Below are 16352 nucleotides of genomic sequence, written 5' to 3'. Positions count from 1 at the left end.
ACGCAACGAAAGTCAGACGAGCTTTTCGTTGATCTCGCCCGCAACCTTCCGGACGTCGCGCAAGAACGCCTGGGCCGAGCGGGACAGCGGGCGCTTGCGCGAGCGCACCACCGAAGCCGAAACCTGAGTGGCCGGCTCAAAGGGCCGGATCGCCAGATTGAAGCGCCCGCTGAACACGGGCGATAAGGGATCGACGACCGCGACACCTACTGCGCTTTCGGCCAGCACGCATGCGGTATGGCAATACCTGACCTCGACCGTGAAATCGAAGGGCTCGTTTGCTGTGGCGAACGCCTGCCTGAGCAGGGTTCCCATCTTGGTGCCGCGCTCCGGTGCGATGAAGGGGACGTCGCGCAGATCGGACGGAACGATCTTGTTCTTGCTTGCGAGCGGGTGCTCGGGCCGCATGACGCAGACCATGCGGTCGGAGAAAAAGACTTCAGAGTCGAGGTCAGGGTGGTCTCCGAGCCCGACCACGAAGCCAAGCTCTGCGACGCCGCTATCGACGCTGTCGATGACGGTTTCGAAGCGCCGTATATCGAAGAACACCCGCATCTTGGGGCGAGTTGCGAGGAAGCGCCTGAGAGCAGCGGGAATGACGCTGTAGCCGAGCGGCGGCGTGGCGATCAGGCGGATATTTCCCGAACGGTTCTCCTTGAACTCCTGCACCTTCGCCTCGAGCGCGGCATGGATGAGAAAGAGCGGATCGGAGTCCCGGTAGAGCGTGCGCGCCTCCGTGGTGGGAAAGAGGCGATTGTTGATGCGCTCGAACAGCGGAAAGCCGAGCTGCCCCTCCAGCTGCTTGATGGCGTTGCTGACGGCCGGCTGGGAAAGGCCGAGTTCGTGGGCCGCTCGAACTGTTGTCTCGCAGCGCACGACGGCTCGGAGCAGTTCGATCTGACGAAGATTCATATTCCCACCATGAATACCGTCCGGACGCGGGTATTTAGACAACAAATTGTGGCGTTCCGGAAGCCGTAACGGCTGAGCTACCGGCACCGCCCGGTGCGGGTCATCATTGAGGATCGGAAAGAACAAGGTCGAGCCTGAACTATGGGCACGGACGTAGGCGCGATGGACAAGTTTGGGGCAGAGGCGGGCGCCTCTTCACGTCGGGCTCGCGCTGTCGTCCCCATCGTCGTTCTCGGCAGCGGGCTTCGGCAGCGCCTCGATCACGGTGATGCCGCGGCTCTGGCAGATGTTTTGCAGTGCGGTCGGCAAACTCGCGTCGGTGACGAAGGTCTGCACCTGGCTGATGTGGCCGATGCGCACCGGCGCAGTTCGCCGGAATTTGGTCTGATCGGCGACCAGAATGACGTTGCGCGCATTGGCGATGATCGCCTGTGCGGCCTGCACCTCGCGATAGTCGAAATCGAGCAGTGTGCCCTCGGCGTCGATGGCTGACGCGCCGACGATGGCGTAGTCGACCTTGAACTGCTGGATCAGGCTGTTGGCTGAAGAGCCGATCACTGCGCCGTCGGTGCGTCGCACCGAGCCGCCGGCGACGACGACCTCGATGCGCGGATGACGATAAAGCAGCATCGCCACGTTGAGGTTGTTGGTGATGACCAAAAGATCCTCATGGCCGCGCAGCGCGTTTGCGACCTCCTCGGTGGTGGTGCCGATGTTGATGAACAGCGACGAGCCGTTCGGGATCAGCGCGGATGCCGCAGCACCGATCGCGCGCTTCTCTTCCGCGGCAACGAAACGGCGCGCCTCATAAGCAAGGTTCTCGACCCCAGAGGCGATGATTGCGCCGCCATGCACCCGCGTGAGCGAACGCCGCTCGCACAGCTCGTTCAGGTCCTTGCGGATGGTCTGCGCCGACACCTCGAACCGGCGCGACAGATCCTCGACCGTCACGCGTCCGAGCATGCGGGCGATATTCAGGATCTCCGATTGCCGCTGCGGTATCGTCATGAGTGCATGTTCGTCACTAGTTGCGCCTCAAGGCCTCGACGATAGCATCGGCGAAGACCTGGGAACCGAGCACGATGTCCTCGTCAGATGTATTCTCTGTCCAATGGTGGCTGATGCCGCCAATCGACGGCACGAACAACATCGCGGCAGGCAGTTTGCGCGCGAGCCACTGCGCGTCGTGGCCGGCGCCCGACGGCATGCGGATGTGCATGCCCGGCGCGTTCATCTCGGCAGCGGCGTCGAGCGCATCCTGCAAACGTGCGTCCATGATTGCCGGCGTCGAAGCGCTGAGCCGTTCGACCGAAATGTCGCAACGCCCGGCGTCGTCGGCCTTGGCAACTTCCTCACGCAGCGCGTCCTCCATGCGCGCGAGCACCGCCGGATCGGCGTCACGTAGCTGGAACAGGGCCTGTGCCTGGCCCGGAATGATGCTCTTCTCGCCGGGGTCGAGATCAATGCGGCCTGTCGTCCACACCGAACGCTCGCCGGCAACGCTCTGGAAACGTGCATCGATGGAGGCCAGCAGCTGGATCATCTCGCGACCAGCGTCGCGGCGGCGTGTCATTGATGTCGTGCCGGCATGATTCTGCTCGCCGAGGACGGTGATGCGATATTGCCAGATCGCGACGATCGCTGTCACGACGCCGATCTTCCGGCCCGAGTGCTCCAGCGTGTCGCCCTGTTCGATATGCGCCTCGAAGAAGGCGTCGTAACGGGATGGATCGATCAGATGGCGCGGCCTGCCGTTCCAGCCTGCCCTCGTCAGCGCCTCGCGCATGGTCATGCCTGTCGCGCGGGCGACAGCCGTGTCGATTTCGCTTTCGTCCAGGACTCCGACGAAGGACCGGCTGCCCATGAAGCTGCCGAAATGGCCTTCCTCATCGCAAAACACGGCGACATCCACGCCAAGGTCCGCGGTCGCGGGATCCTCGGCAATCGCCCGTGCCGCTTCGAGCGCATAGACGCAGCCGAGCGCGCCATCGAGCCACCCGGCATGGTTTTGGCTTTCGAGATGCGAGCCCGACAAAGCCTTCCTCCCCGTCGCGCGGCTCCGGCCGAGAATGTTGGCGACGCCGTCGATCTCCGCATCAAGTCCGGCTTCGCGCATCCGACCGGCGAACCATTCCCGCGCCGCGACGTCCTGGTCAGACAGCGTCGGGCGATGCACCCCGGTCTTGTAGGCGCCGAAGGTCGCAAGCGTACGCAGATCGGAAAGGACCCGCTCGGGATTAATTCGGGGCATGATGGAAGCCTTAAAGCTGCGCCGTACACGAGTGATGAAGTCAGCGGCCAATCTACACGCCCCCGTCGGGCGCGCGCCAGCCTGTTCGATCGCGTCGCAGCCTGTTCGCTGGCCCCAACGGCGGAACGGGTTTTGGCACCAGCAGGAAGCTTCGAACTACGCCGATCGCCTTGCAACCAGCCTGCAAAAGGCGTTCACCAGCGGTGAATTGTCGTGGCCGCGGCGCAGGAGCCATGTCGAGGTGGTGGCGTCTGCGGCATCGAGCGGCCGGCTGACGATGACTTTATGTTGGAGCTGGCACATCGCCTCAGGCACGACGGCTATGCCGAGGCCGGCTGCCACCAGCCCGGTGATGGTGGCGTTGCCGTTGGCGAGCTGACCAATCCGCGGTTCGAATCCTGCGGAGCGGCAAAGGTGGAGAACCTGGTGGGGCAGGGTCCGTCCCATACGGTCGCCGTAGAAGACGAAGGATTCCCGCGCCAGCTCGCCGATGCAGATCTTTCGGCGTTTCGCCAATGGGTGATCAAGGCGCATGATCACGAAGAACGGCTCCCGAAACAGCTCCGTCGCCCGCACCGTCGGCGGGACGACCGGTGCGACGGCGCTGCGAATGATGGCGATCTGCACCCGTCCTTCGAGCACCCCTTGCGTTTGCTGGTGGCTCTCGAATTCATTGAGTATCAGCTGGACGTCAGGGTAGCTTTTCCGAAACGCCAGGATGGCATCGCCGATCCGCGCCAGCAGCGGGGCCGATGGAAACATGGCGATCCGAAGCTCGCCGAGCTCGCCTCGCTCGGCTCGCATGGCGACGGACATCGCCCGCTCGGTCCGTTCCAGGATCGCCCGCGCCTCGGGAAGAAAGAGCTGTCCCGCCTGAGTCAACTCGACATGCCGGTTGGTCCGGTTGAGCAGCCGGGCGCAGAGCGTCTCTTCCAGTATCTTGATCTGTTGACTGAGCGGCGGCTGCGAGATTCCGAGCCGCGCGGCGGCGCGGCCGAAGTGCAGCTCTTCAGCCAACGCAACAAAGTAGCGGATGTGGCGGAGCTCCATTCGCAACTCATATCAAATCGGTCGCAATAAGTATTGGACGATATCGCTGGTCGTCGGTCAACATTCGAACAGCACTTGGGCCAGCAGTACTTGGGCCAGCAGTACTTGGGGGCCATCCGATGTCTGACCGCAAGCCGGACCTGTTCGATCCCGTCACGCTCGAGGTCTACTGGAATCGCCTGATCTCGATCGCCGACGAGGCGGCGACGGGGCTGTTGCGCACCGCCTTTTCCACCATCGTGCGCGAGTCCAACGACTATGCGACCGTTCTCATGGATCGCAACGGTGACAGCGTGGCGGAAAACACCGGAGGAATCGCATCGTTCTCCTGCATCCTGCCGCGCACCACGAAATCGTTTCTCGCCAAGTTTCCGATCGAGTCGTGGCGGCCGGGCGACGCCGTGATCACCAACGATCCGTGGCTCGCGACGGGCCACCTGCCGGATTTCACGGTGGTGACCCCGATCTTTCACCGTGGCGAGATCGTCGGCTTCGCCGGAAGCATCGCTCACTCGCCCGATGTCGGAGGAGCGTTGTGGTCGGCGGATTGCCGGGAGTTGTTCGAGGAAGGCATCCGGATTCTCCCCACGCGCCTGATACGCGCCGGCGAGTGGGATGCCGTCGTCACGGATCTCATCGCAGGAAACGTTCGCGTTCCGCGCCAGGTGCTGGGCGATCTGGAAGCTCAGGTCGTCTCCAACGAGGTATCCGTCCGTCGCGTCGGTGAGTTTCTCACCGATACCGGTCTGACAAATCTGCAGGACGTGTCCGCAGCACTTCAGGCGCGCACCGATCGCGCAATGCGCCGCGCCATCGCTGCAGTGCCCGACGGCACTTACAAGTCCGTGGTCGAGGCTGACGGCTTCGACGAACACACGACGCGGATTGTGTGCACGGTGACCGTCAACGGCGACACGATGCACATCGATTATGAGGGAACATCCGATCAGATCGACCGTGGCATCAACTGTGTGCTGAACTACACGCACGCTTATTCGGTCTATCCGGTCAAATGCGCCCTGGATCCGTTCACGCCGCGCAACGAGGGATCGTATCGCGCCATGACGGTCAGTGCGCCGGAGAGATCGATCCTCAATCCTGTGTACCCAGCGCCGTGCAGCGCACGGCAATTGACCGGCCACCTGCTTGCGGGCGCCATCTATCGCGCCCTGGAATCCGTGCTGCCGGAACGGATCATTGCCGACTGCGGAGGTGCGCCGACGATGCGCGCGCTGTTCAGCGGCGTTGACGACGAAGGCGAACGCTTCTCCCAGGTGTTGTTCGCCAGCGGCGGAATGGGCGCTGCGCCGCATAAGGATGGCCTGCCTACCACGGCGTTTCCGACCAATGTCGGCGCCGGCAGCATCGAAGCCTATGAAAACGTCGCACCGCTTCTGGTGTGGAAGAAGCGCCTGCGGACGGACAGCGGTGGTCCGGGCACGTTCCGGGGAGGACTGGGGCAGGTCGTCGAGATCGAGGTTCGTACGGAGCGGCCGGTGCGGCTTTCGCTGTTGTCCGACCGCCATCGCTTTCCTCCTTACGGCGTACGCGGCGGCATGTCGGGCGGACCCTCCGTGATAACGCTCGATGACGGCGTGAAGCCTCATCCGAAATCGCGAACGTCCGTCGATCCGGGCCGTCGGGTCACGCTGCTCTATGCCGGCGGAGGCGGTTATGGCGATCCGCGCGCCCGCAATCGGGATGCCGTCAGATCCGATCTTCGCGACGGCTACATCTCGGCTCTTGCCGCCAAGCGTGACTACGGACTGGAGTAAGCATGTCGACAAGAACGCGCGCAGCGCGCATCGGTGTGGATGTCGGCGGGACTTTCACGGACCTGGTGTTGCATGATCCGACCCGTGATCTGGTCCATGCCGGAAAGCTGCTGACGACACCCGACGATCCGAGCCTCGCCATCATTGCGGGCATCGCGCGCATCCTGCAGGAAACGGAGTTGAAACCTTCGGATCTGCACAGCATCGTGCACGGCACGACGCTGATCACCAATACGATCATCGAACGCACGGGCGCGACCGTCGGCCTGCTCACGACGGAAGGCTTTCGCGATACGATCGAGATCGGCCGCGAGACCCGCTACGACCTCTATGACCTGTTTCTGGAAGTGCCGCCGACCCTGGTTCCGCGCCACCGTCGCCTGGAAATCCCGGAACGGATTGATGCCGACGGAAAGGTTCTGCTGCATCTGGATGAAGACGCGGTGGCGTCTGCAGCCCGGCAACTGGTCGAGCAGGACAACTGCGAAGCATTGGCCATCGCGTTCATGCACTCCTATCGCTCTCCCGAGCACGAGCGGAGAGCCGGGGAGATCGTGCGACGCCTCTATCCGTCGCTGCCACTGTCGCTGTCGGCGGAGGTGGCTCCGGAAATTCGCGAGTACGAACGAACGAGCACGGCTTGCGCGAATGCCTATGTGCAGCCGCTGATGCAGCGCTATCTGGACAAGCTCGAGGCGGACCTCGAAAAGCTTGGCTTCGCCGGGCAGCTCTACATCATGCTCTCGGGCGGCGGCATCACATCGGTGCGCGAAGCCAAGGAATATCCCATACGCCTGATCGAGTCGGGCCCGGCGGCCGGCGCGATGGCGGCCTCCTTCCTGGCGCGGCTTGCCGACCTCAATCGTGTCGTCTCCTTCGACATGGGCGGCACCACCGCCAAGATGTGCCTGGTCGAGAATGGTGCGCCGGATCACAAGTACGACTTCGAAGCCGGCCGCGTCCGGCGTTTTCAGAAGGGCTCGGGTCTGCCGTTGAAGGTGCCGGTGGTCGACATGATCGAGATCGGTGCCGGTGGCGGCAGCCTAGCACATATCGACGCCGCATCGGGATTGATGAAGGTCGGGCCCCGCAGTGCCGGCGCCAAACCTGGTCCGGTTTGCTACGGGCGCGGCGGGATGCAGCCGACGGTTACTGACGCTGACCTCGTGCTCGGGAGGCTCGACCCGGCCTACTTCCTTGGCGGCGAGCTGACGCTTGATCCGGACCGGGTGCGACGGGCTTTCGCCGACAAGATATCGGCGCAGATCGGGCTTGAATCGCAAGACGCAGCGCTCGGCGTGCAACGCATCGTCGATGAAACGATGGCTGCGGCGACCCGCATGCATCTGGCCGAGAAAGGTCGGGACCCGCGCCAATATACCATCATCGCCTTCGGTGGCGCGGGACCAGTCCATGCCTGGAATCTCGCGCGCCTGCTCAAGGTTCAGCGCGTCGTCGTTCCGCTTGGCGCCGGCGTTGCGTCAGCGCTCGGCTTCCTGGTCGCGCCTCCGGCGACCGACATGGTGCGGAGCTATGTGGCGCGGCTGGAGCGCGTGGACTGGTCGCATGTCAATACGCTGCTGTCGGAGATGCAAAGGCTTGGCCGCGATCTGCTCACCGAAGCGGGCGCCGATTCCGAGCAGATCGTCTACAAGCCCACGGCCGACATGCGCTATGTCGGTCAGGGCTTCGAGGTCCCCGTGCAGCTTCCGTCGCTGACGCCTGCAGCCGCCGACCTCGCAGCCATTCGCGAGAACTTCTTCGCAAGTTACCGTCTGCATTTCGGCCGCGTCATGGAGGACGCATCGATTGAAGTGTTGAGCTGGCGTCTCGCTTGCGTCGCGCCCAGCACCGACATTCGCATCGGCGCGCGCGAAACGAAGCAGGGCGACATTGCCAGTGCCTGTCGCGGTCAACGCCAGGTTCTATTCGAAGGGCACGGCTGGCAGTCATGCGCGGTCTATGATCGTTACGCACTTCCACACGGCTCAACGTTTTCCGGGCCGGCACTGATCGAGGAACGGGAGTCGACCTGCGTCGTCGGCCCCGGCGCACGCGTCAGGGTCGATGAGATGAGGAATTTGGTGATCGAGCTCGACTGAAGATCGCATGCGGCTGCGATCAGGCAGACGCTTTCAGCGAGCTCGAACAGGCGAGACTTAATGCGGGTGTCTGAAGGCACACGCACATCCATGATGTGAAACCGCTTAGGCAGGTGAAGCAAGACAATTGATGAGTGTGCAAACCGCTCTGGGCACGCCGGGTGAATTCCAGAGACCACCAACGAAGGAGGTCGTATGTCAATGCATGTTGGAGTTTCACGCCGCCGCGTGTCCGCCTGGCTCGCCGCAGCAGCAATGCTTCCGTTTGTTCCTGTCCGGGGCGGGGCGCAGGAGACGTACCCAAATCGGGTGATCAAGATCGTGGTGCCTTGGAGTCCCGGCGCCATCACCGATGTGACGGCGCGCCTGATCGCACAGCATTGGACGAAGGAGCTGTCCCAGCCGGTTATCGTCGAGAACAAGGCGGGCGCATCGGGAACGCTCGGCCATCAAGCCGTGGCGCAGGCGCCAGCCGACGGCTACACGGTTCTGATCGGCACCAACAGCACCTACGCGATTGCGCCGAGCATTATCGATCCGTTGCCCTATGACAACGACAAGGCATTCGCGCCTGTCGGATTGATGCTGCAAAGTCCGCAGATGCTGTGCGTGCACCCGAGTGTGCCGGCGAAGACGTTTCCTGAACTGCTGGATTATGCCCGGGCGCGGCCGAACGTCGTGAACTTCGGATCTGCCGGCATCGGCGCAACCAGTCACCTCGCGATGGAGCTTATGATGTCGATGGCGCGGGTGCGCATGGAGCACATCCCGTACCGAGGCGGTGGTCCGGCGCAACAGGCGCTCATTGCCGGCGAAGTCAGTGTTGGATTTGTCGACGCGGTCATCGCTGTGTCCTCGGCGGAAGCGGGCTTGTTGCGGATGTTGGGGGCCAGCACGACGGAGCGGCTGAAGCTCGCGCCGAATGTTCCGACGATCGCCGAGACGGTACCCGGATTCCAGTCGACGACCGACGTCGCCATGTTTGTTCGCACCGGAACCCCCGAGCCGATCATCCGCAGACTTCATGCCGCCATGACAGAGGCTTTGAAGGCGCCGACGGTCACAGAACCGCTCTTGAAGGCCGGCGCGATCATCGTCGGCGGCTCTCCCGAGGCGTTCCCGGCATACTTCGCTGCGGAGTCCGGAAAGTGGCGCGAACTCATCAAGGCGCGAAACATCACGCTGCGGTAAGCGCGCACGACTCAGATCTTTAAGAAGGGGATCCAGCTTGCAAATTCTCTCCACTGCGTTGTCTCGCATCAAGCCGTCGCAAACCAATTTTGCGTCTGACCGGGCACGCAGACTGAAGGCGGAGGGGCGCGACATCGTCTCGGTGACCTCGGGCGAACCCGATTTCGATACGCCCGACAACATACGCGCGTCGGCAAATGCGGCGATCGGGCGCGGGCTTACCAAGTATAGCCCGGTCGCAGGCATTCCGGAGCTGCGCCAGGCGATCGTCCGCAAGTTCAAGCGGGACAATGGCCTCGACTATGACACCTCGCAGATCATCGTTTCCACCGGCGGCAAACAGGTGATCGCAAATGCGATGCTGGCGACGGTTGATCCGGGAGACGAGGTCATTGTGCCGGCGCCGTACTGGGTCTCCTACCCGGAACTCGTGCTGCTCTGCGGTGGAGCGCCGGTCGCAGTGACGACCGATGCAATGGACGGATACAAGCTGCGGCCGGAAGCGCTAGAAGCTGCCATCACCCCAAGAACGAAGTGGCTGATCCTGAACTCGCCCAGCAACCCGTCTGGTGCAGCCTACAGCCGCGACGACCTCAAGGCCCTTGCCGAGGTGCTGAAACGCCACCCGCGGGTCTGGATCCTCACCGACGATATCTACGAGCATCTGGTCTACGGCGATTTCGACTTTGCGACGTTGGCGCAAGTGGAGCCCGAGCTCTACGAACGCACCTTGACGGTCAATGGCGTGTCAAAGGCCTATGCAATGACGGGCTGGCGCATCGGCTATGCGGGCGGGCCGCCGCGGCTCATCAAGGCGATGGAGACCATCCAGAGTCAGCTGACGTCCGGAGCCTGCTCCGTCTCTCAGTGGGCCGCCGTCGAGGCGCTCGACGGGCCCCAGGATTTCCTTGCGGATCGTCGTAAGGCCTTCGAGCGGCGGCGCGACCTCGTGGTCTCGATGCTCAACCAGGCGCCTGGCATTCAATGTCAGACTCCCGCGGGAGCGTTCTACGTGTATCCATCCTGTGCCAAGGTGCTTGGGAAGCAGACACCGGACGGCCGGCTCATAGCCTCCGATGAAGACTTCGTTCTCGCCCTGCTGGAGTCGGAGGGTGTGGCCCTGGTCCATGGCTCCGCATTTGGATGCGGTCCGAACTTTCGGCTGTCCTATGCAGCATCGACCGATGTTCTCGGTGAAGCCTGCCGCCGCATCCAGCGGTTCTGCGCCAGCCTCCGGCAGGCATAGCCGTCTAAGCGATCCTCGATCGCATCATGGCACGTCGGTGATGTCGCCGGGTGGACCTTCATGGTGAGGTGCAGTCTTGTGCGGCGGGTGAATCGGAGTCTTGCCGATCGGAACCGTGCGCGACAGGAAATCGATCACCGCGTTCGCAAAGATGTCGTTGCGGTCGCCGGCCACCATGTGACCGGCATCGGTGACATTGACGAACTCCGCGCGCGGGCACAGTTCGAGAAACTCGCGGGCGCCTTCTTCGCTGAGGATATCCGAAAGGCCGCCGCGAACCAGCAGCGTTGGAAGCGAGAGGTTGCGGGCGCACGCCTCCATGCGTTGCTGGCGCAGATCGACGTTGCGGATGCCGGCATGGAATTTCGGATCCCAGTGCCACCTGTATTTGCCATTCGGGTCGAGGCGCAGGTTCTTCGCGAGCCCGCTCAGGTTGGTCTTGCGCTTGCGATGCGGCTGATAGCTTGCGATTGCATCGGCGACCTCTTCCAGGGAATCGAATCCGTCCGGCTTCTGGCCCATGAACGCGCGGATCTTCTTGACGCCGTCGGGCTCCACGCGATGGGCGATATCGACCAGCACCAGCGCTGTGGCATCGATCCGGTCTTCGCCGACGGCGGTGAGGCTGGTGCCGCCACCCATCGAGGCGCCGACCAGCACCGGGCGTGGATCGCCCAACGCGGCGACGACACACAGCAGGTCTTCGACCATGGCGTCCTGGGTGTAGTTTCCGTCGGCGGCCCATTCGGAATCGCCATGGCCGCGCGCGTCGAATGACACGGCGTGATATCCGGCGGCGCCAAGATGCTCACCGGCATTCTTCCAGGCGTGGCGCGTCTGGCCGCCACCGTGCAGCAAGAGCACCAGCGGCCCCTTCGGATCACCCCAGGAGTCGCCTGCGATCGAGAGGCCGCCCGCGCCTTTCCATCGATGCATCGGCGTTGGGGTACCGGGAAGCGGGAGTCCAGCGCTCATCGTTCTTCTTCCTTTTTGCAGGACCTCGAACCTCCTTGATATCTTCAGGGAACGCTGGCGGCAATCCGCCGTTCCTGACCGCGTGCAAGGCAGGGTGCACCGTTTGCATGTTGTCTGCGGCTCGCGCGCGCTGCGATAGTGGCTGCAACCAGAACCAAAAAGCTGCCAGCCAGGGAGGAAGCGCGATGGCCGTTCAGCATCTTGTGACCGAGGAAACCGATGCCGGCGACGTGGTCGCGCGCGTGCTCAGCGATGCCGGGATCGACATGGTGTTCGGCATCTCCGGCGGACATACCGGGCGGATTTACCGGGGCCTGGAGAAGCAGCAGAACGCCATCCGCACCGTGCTGGTGCGCGAGGAATCCCTCGGAGGCGTCATGGCGGAAGTCTACGGTCGCCTGCGTGGACTGCCAGGCGTGCTGATCGGGCAGGGCCCGTGGGTGCTCGGCAATGGACTGCTCGGCACGTTGGAAGCGCATCTGTCCTCGTCGCCGATGCTGCTCCTGACGGATTTTTCCGATCCGCCCAATCTGGCGCTGCATGGGCCCTATCAGTCCGGCGCGGGCGACTACGGCGCATGGGATGCGCGGCGCGCCTTCTCCGGCGTCACCAAGCAGGTGTTCCAGGCGCTGGAGCCGTCGCAGGCGGTGCAGGCAACGCAGTTCGCCATCAAGCACGCGATGTCGGGTCAGAAGGGACCGGTTGCCGTGCTGTTCTCGTTCGCGGCACTGAACGGCAAGGTCGGGCCCGACACCGTGCCGACGCTTTACCCGACGCAGCTCTATATGCCGCCACCACCGTCCGCCGCTGATCCTGCACAGGTCGAGCGGGCCGCGCAGGCGATCAAGCAAGCGCGGCGCCCGGTCATCATCGCCGGCAACGGTGTGCGCATCGCGAAAGCCTATAAGGAGCTGCGGGCGTTGTCGGAAGCGCTCGGCATTCCGGTTGCGACCAGCGCCGGCGGCAAGGGAACGTTCCCGGAGACCCACGATCTTGCGCTCGGCGTCTACGGCACGTTTGGCATCGCCACGGCAAACGCGATTGTCGGCTCGGCCGATCTCGTGCTGGTGGTCGGCTCCAAGCTCGGCGCGTCCGACACCGCGCGGGAGAACGCCGACCTGCTCGATCCGGCGCGGCAGACCTTCATCCAGATCGACATCGAGCCGAGGAACGCCTCGTGGACGTTTCCGGCCGAGCATGTACTGGTCGGCGATGCCGCGACCATCCTCAACCAGTTGCGCGAGGCGACGGGCAAGGATGCCGCGCGCGGCCGAGCCGGCATCGAACGCGTCGCAAAGCAGCGCAAGGAAACCGGATATTTCGATCAGGAGGCCTACAACTCCAGCAACTCGCCGATTCATCCGCAACGGATCATCGGCGAGCTCATGCGCAACCTTCCGGAGGACTCGATCGTCACCTGCGATGCCGGCGAAAACCGCATCCTGATGACGCACCTCTACCAGACCCAGCGTGAGGAAGGCTTCATGCAGGCGGCGGGCTCCGGGCCGATGGGCTTTGCCGTGCCCGCCGCTCTCGGCGCCAAGCTGGTGTATCCGGACCGCACGGTGGTGGCCGTGTGCGGCGATGGTGGCTTCGCCATGTCGATGAACGGACTGATGACGGCGATCGAGGAGGACATTCCGATCATCGTTGTGATCTTCAACAACGCGGCGCTTGGCTGGGTGCTGCACGGCGGCAGCGGTTTCGCCGCGAAGTTCAACGACTTCGATTTTGCGAACATCGCCCGTGCAATTGGCTGCCACGCCGAGCGTGTGTCCGATCCGAGCGCGCTTGGGACTGCGATCAAGACGGCGATGGCGTCGCGCAAACCCGCGGTGATCGACGTGGTGACGTCACTCAACGACATCACCTTTGCCGAGATCACCTCACCCTTGGCGAAGGTCGCGCAGCGGGTGAAGGCGAAGGGATAGGCTGGTGTTACCCGAGAGGGAATGCGGGCCGATGCGCCCGCAGGAAGGATCGAATCTGGCGTACGGCCAGCGGAATCCGCTCCTTCGGCTCCTTCCACGGGAACATGCTCACCTCGGCTTTCGGGGCGAGCATCGCGCACTCCATGGCGACGGCGTAGGGATGAGCCGGGACGTCGTCGGGGAGGATCAGCACCGGCGTCTGGCAGCTCTTCACGAATTCACGCTTCACGGTGAAGACGAAATCGGCGTCGGTGCGGTACATGCGCGTCAGGAATTTCTCGGCCGCCTCCATCGTAAGGTCGGGCCGCCGCGCAGTCAGCGCGGGCGCCCAGCCTTTCATGTTGTTCTCGTAGAACAAGTCGCGCTTTTCGGGACGCGAACCGCTCGGCTGCGCCAGCACCGCCGCGACGATACGGTCAGGCGCTCGTCGCAACAGATTCCAGATGAACGGGCCGCCGATACAGAATCCGAGCACTATGAACTTGTCGAACTGCAAATGGTCCATCAGCCCGAGCATGTCGTCCGTATAAGCGTCCCACGGCCGGTCGATCTCGAGCGGGCCGGAGGACTCGCCGCCATTGGCGTTCCGCAGATCGAAAGCGATGCAGCGATATTCGTCCTTGAGCTCGTTGATCGGGTGAAACGGCGACAGTCCGGTGAGGGTCGCGATCGACGAGTTCAATCCGCCACCGGCGATCATCAACAGCGGGAAGCCCGAACCATGCTGTTCATAGCGGATACGAACGGCGCCTTTTTCGTAGAAGCTCATGCGACACCTCCTGCCGACGCGCCATGATAAGCGCGCACGCCGATCCTTGTCACCGGCGTTCTGGCGCGCAGCGCAAATCCCTGCCAGGAGCGCAGGTCATGTCCCGCTTCGCGGAACAGGTGTTGTGACTGGCTCTATTGTGCGCAACAAAAAGAACACGATATCAACCAGGCGCACTGCCGCATGGCCCCTTAAGGAATTTCGAACATGAGCGACGATGCCTACACTCCGCCGAAAGTCTGGCAATGGAACAAGGAGAGCGGAGGACGGTTCGCCAACATCAACCGGCCGATCGCAGGCCCGACCCACGACAAGGAGCTGCCGATCGGCAAGCATCCCTTGCAGCTTTATTCGCTCGGAACACCCAACGGCCAGAAGGTCACGGTGATGCTGGAGGAGCTGCTCGCGCTCGGCCACAAGGGCGCCGAGTACGATGCCTGGCTGATCGAGATCGGCAAGGGCGACCAGTTCGGCAGCGGCTTTGTTGCGATCAACCCGAACTCGAAGATCCCCGCGCTGGTGGATCGCAGCGGCAAGACGCAACGCCGCGTGTTCGAATCCGGGTCGATCCTGCTTTATCTCGCCGAAAAGTTCGGCGCCTTTCTTCCCACCGATCCCGACAAGCGCACGGAAGCGCTGAACTGGCTGTTCTGGCAGATGGGAAGCGCTCCGTATCTCGGTGGCGGGTTCGGCCATTTCTACGCCTATGCGCCCGAGAAGATCGAGTACGCGATCGACCGGTTCACGATGGAGACGAAGCGCCAGCTCGACGTGCTCGACCGTCACCTGAAAGACCACGAATACTTCGCCGGTGATGAATACTCGATCGCGGATATGGCGATCTGGCCCTGGTACGGCGCGCTGGCGAAAGGCCTCCTGTATGGCTCGGGCGAATTCCTGGACGTGCAGAGCTACAAACATGTGAATCGCTGGACCGATGCCGTCGCTGCGCGGCCGGCGGTCAAACGCGGGCGCATGGTTAATCGGGTCTCGGGTGATCCGAAGAGCCAGCTGCGCGAACGCCACGACGCTAGCGATTTCGAGACGAAGACGCAGGACAAGCTCGAGAAGTGAAGCCTGTGACATCTTCGGTCGAGCCTGGTTCGGTTGAGCCAAATTCAGCCGAACCCAGTTCAGCTGTACCCAAGGCGCGCTTCTACGAGTCCCAGGGCCTGCGGCTGCACTATGCGGACTGGGGCAACGCCACGGCGCCGCCGCTCGTGCTTCTGCATGGCGGCCGCGATCATTGCCGCAGCTGGGACTGGATTGCCCGCGCACTGCAGCCGCATTTCCATGTCATGGCCGCGGACCTGCGCGGCCATGGCGATTCCGACTGGGCGAAGGGCTCGAGCTACAGCCTGTCCGACCATGTGTATGACCTGACCCGCATGGTGAGCGCCTGCGACATCGATCGCATGACGCTCATCGGTCACTCCTACGGTGGCATGATCGCAATGGCTTACGCCGGCACCTATCCGGACAAGGTGTCGCGACTGGCCATTGTGGACGGTGCTTTTCTTCCGCGGCCGCCGGCGGCGGCGATCGACCAGCAGATGCAGCGGTGGATCGGCGACCTCGACAAGCTCTCGGCGTCGAAAGCCCGGCGCTACCGCACGGTCGAGGAAGCGGCTGAACGCATGTCTGCGAAGAACAAGCGGCTGACGAGCGAACAGGCGCACCATCTGGCAAGATATGCGGTGAGGGAGAACGCCGACGGCAGCTTCAGCTGGAAGTACGATCCCATCCAGCGCGTGAGCGCGCCGTATCGCCTGTCGGGCGACGATTATGTCGCACTCTGGTCGAGGATCACGTGCCCGACACTGTTTTTGTGCGGGAGCGAGAGCTTCGTCCCGGATCCGAAACGGGCCGGCATTTTCCCGCATTTCAAGCAGGCGGAGCAACAGATCATCGCCGGCGCCGCGCATTGGGTGCAGCACGACAAGCTGGACGAGGTGCTCGCAGCGCTCCGATCGTTCCTCGGCATTTCCCGTTGAAGTTCGCGCGACCGTGCCATGCGGCAACGCATGCTGGCGTGCGTCGGATTCATCCTCTAGTGTCGTGGATCAGAAATTCGCGCCATCGTTGCCGCGAGTCCATCGTGCGAATTTCTGATCCATAAACGACACTAGAATCATAAACTTGCTAGTGTC

The 16352-nt window shown here is 63.3% G+C and carries 13 protein-coding genes; 7 read left to right on the top strand and 6 right to left on the bottom strand.

Annotation, left to right across the window (positions count from 1 at the left end; translation table 11 throughout):
* Positions 1–12: 12 nt before the first annotated feature.
* From RCO31_RS31935 to RCO31_RS31920, 4 genes are all read right to left on the bottom strand, one after another.
* Positions 13–912, bottom strand: a complete 900-nt coding sequence (locus tag RCO31_RS31935) for a LysR family transcriptional regulator (protein ID WP_308972403.1) — start codon at positions 910–912, stop codon at positions 13–15.
* 195 nt (positions 913–1107) lie between these two features.
* On the bottom strand, positions 1108–1920 hold the full coding sequence (locus RCO31_RS31930) for a DeoR/GlpR family DNA-binding transcription regulator (RefSeq protein ID WP_308972402.1): 813 nt from the start codon (positions 1918–1920) through the stop codon (positions 1108–1110).
* A 16-nt stretch (positions 1921–1936) separates the two neighbouring features.
* Complete coding sequence (locus tag RCO31_RS31925; protein WP_308972400.1) at positions 1937–3163, bottom strand: Zn-dependent hydrolase; 1227 nt, start codon at positions 3161–3163, stop codon at positions 1937–1939.
* A gap of 156 nt (positions 3164–3319) precedes the next feature.
* The gene (locus RCO31_RS31920) at positions 3320–4213 is read right to left on the bottom strand and encodes a LysR substrate-binding domain-containing protein (protein ID WP_308972399.1); all 894 of its coding nucleotides are present in this window, start codon (positions 4211–4213) and stop codon (positions 3320–3322) included.
* Between the two features lie 119 nt (positions 4214–4332).
* On the opposite strand from RCO31_RS31920, the gene RCO31_RS31915 reads away from it, so the two are divergent.
* The 4 genes from RCO31_RS31915 to RCO31_RS31900 all read left to right on the top strand — a co-directional run bounded on the left by RCO31_RS31915 (position 4333) and on the right by RCO31_RS31900 (position 10527).
* Positions 4333–5988: a hydantoinase B/oxoprolinase family protein gene (locus tag RCO31_RS31915; RefSeq protein ID WP_308972398.1), complete on the top strand. Its 1656-nt coding sequence runs from the start codon at positions 4333–4335 to the stop codon at positions 5986–5988.
* A gap of 2 nt (positions 5989–5990) precedes the next feature.
* The gene (locus RCO31_RS31910) at positions 5991–8090 is read left to right on the top strand and encodes a hydantoinase/oxoprolinase family protein (RefSeq protein ID WP_308972397.1); all 2100 of its coding nucleotides are present in this window, start codon (positions 5991–5993) and stop codon (positions 8088–8090) included.
* 195 nt (positions 8091–8285) lie between these two features.
* Complete coding sequence (locus RCO31_RS31905; RefSeq protein WP_308972396.1) at positions 8286–9281, top strand: tripartite tricarboxylate transporter substrate binding protein; 996 nt, start codon at positions 8286–8288, stop codon at positions 9279–9281.
* A gap of 37 nt (positions 9282–9318) precedes the next feature.
* Positions 9319–10527: a pyridoxal phosphate-dependent aminotransferase gene (locus RCO31_RS31900; RefSeq protein WP_308972394.1), complete on the top strand. Its 1209-nt coding sequence runs from the start codon at positions 9319–9321 to the stop codon at positions 10525–10527.
* Positions 10528–10551: 24 nt separating this feature from the next.
* Here the strand turns inward: RCO31_RS31900 and RCO31_RS31895 are convergent, their stop codons facing one another.
* Positions 10552–11502, bottom strand: a complete 951-nt coding sequence (locus RCO31_RS31895; RefSeq protein ID WP_308972393.1) for an alpha/beta hydrolase — start codon at positions 11500–11502, stop codon at positions 10552–10554.
* A gap of 185 nt (positions 11503–11687) precedes the next feature.
* On the opposite strand from RCO31_RS31895, the gene RCO31_RS31890 reads away from it, so the two are divergent.
* The gene (locus tag RCO31_RS31890) at positions 11688–13433 is read left to right on the top strand and encodes a thiamine pyrophosphate-binding protein (RefSeq protein WP_308972391.1); all 1746 of its coding nucleotides are present in this window, start codon (positions 11688–11690) and stop codon (positions 13431–13433) included.
* 7 nt (positions 13434–13440) lie between these two features.
* Here RCO31_RS31890 and RCO31_RS31885 read toward each other — a convergent pair whose 3' ends face one another.
* On the bottom strand, positions 13441–14202 hold the full coding sequence (locus RCO31_RS31885) for an alpha/beta hydrolase (protein ID WP_308972390.1): 762 nt from the start codon (positions 14200–14202) through the stop codon (positions 13441–13443).
* A gap of 207 nt (positions 14203–14409) precedes the next feature.
* Between RCO31_RS31885 and yghU the strand changes: the two genes are divergently transcribed.
* A complete protein-coding gene (gene yghU / locus RCO31_RS31880) occupies positions 14410–15276 on the top strand; it encodes a glutathione-dependent disulfide-bond oxidoreductase (protein ID WP_308972389.1) in 867 nt (288 codons plus the stop codon).
* Between the two features lie 5 nt (positions 15277–15281).
* Positions 15282–16196 (top strand): alpha/beta hydrolase, encoded by a 915-nt coding sequence (locus RCO31_RS31875; protein ID WP_308972388.1) that lies wholly within the window; start codon positions 15282–15284, stop codon positions 16194–16196.
* The last annotated feature ends 156 nt before the right edge of the window (positions 16197–16352 follow it).

The sequence above is a fragment of the Bradyrhizobium sp. LHD-71 genome (assembly GCF_031157255.1).
Taxonomy (GTDB): Bacteria; Pseudomonadota; Alphaproteobacteria; order Rhizobiales; family Xanthobacteraceae; genus P52-10.
The sequence above is the reverse complement of the archived record's forward strand: the minus strand, read 5'-3'. Positions and strand labels throughout refer to the sequence as shown.

Coding starts and splice junctions, on each gene's coding strand:
- RCO31_RS31905 (WP_308972396.1), top strand. CDS start 8,286: ATGTCAATGCATGTTGGAGTTTCACGCCGCCGCGTGTCCGCCTGGCTC.
- RCO31_RS31910 (WP_308972397.1), top strand. CDS start 5,991: ATGTCGACAAGAACGCGCGCAGCGCGCATCGGTGTGGATGTCGGCGGG.
- RCO31_RS31895 (WP_308972393.1), bottom strand. CDS start 11,502: ATGAGCGCTGGACTCCCGCTTCCCGGTACCCCAACGCCGATGCATCGA.
- yghU (WP_308972389.1), top strand. CDS start 14,410: ATGAGCGACGATGCCTACACTCCGCCGAAAGTCTGGCAATGGAACAAG.
- RCO31_RS31920 (WP_308972399.1), bottom strand. CDS start 4,213: ATGGAGCTCCGCCACATCCGCTACTTTGTTGCGTTGGCTGAAGAGCTG.
- RCO31_RS31930 (WP_308972402.1), bottom strand. CDS start 1,920: ATGACGATACCGCAGCGGCAATCGGAGATCCTGAATATCGCCCGCATG.
- RCO31_RS31890 (WP_308972391.1), top strand. CDS start 11,688: ATGGCCGTTCAGCATCTTGTGACCGAGGAAACCGATGCCGGCGACGTG.
- RCO31_RS31885 (WP_308972390.1), bottom strand. CDS start 14,202: ATGAGCTTCTACGAAAAAGGCGCCGTTCGTATCCGCTATGAACAGCAT.
- RCO31_RS31915 (WP_308972398.1), top strand. CDS start 4,333: ATGTCTGACCGCAAGCCGGACCTGTTCGATCCCGTCACGCTCGAGGTC.
- RCO31_RS31935 (WP_308972403.1), bottom strand. CDS start 912: ATGAATCTTCGTCAGATCGAACTGCTCCGAGCCGTCGTGCGCTGCGAG.
- RCO31_RS31925 (WP_308972400.1), bottom strand. CDS start 3,163: ATGCCCCGAATTAATCCCGAGCGGGTCCTTTCCGATCTGCGTACGCTT.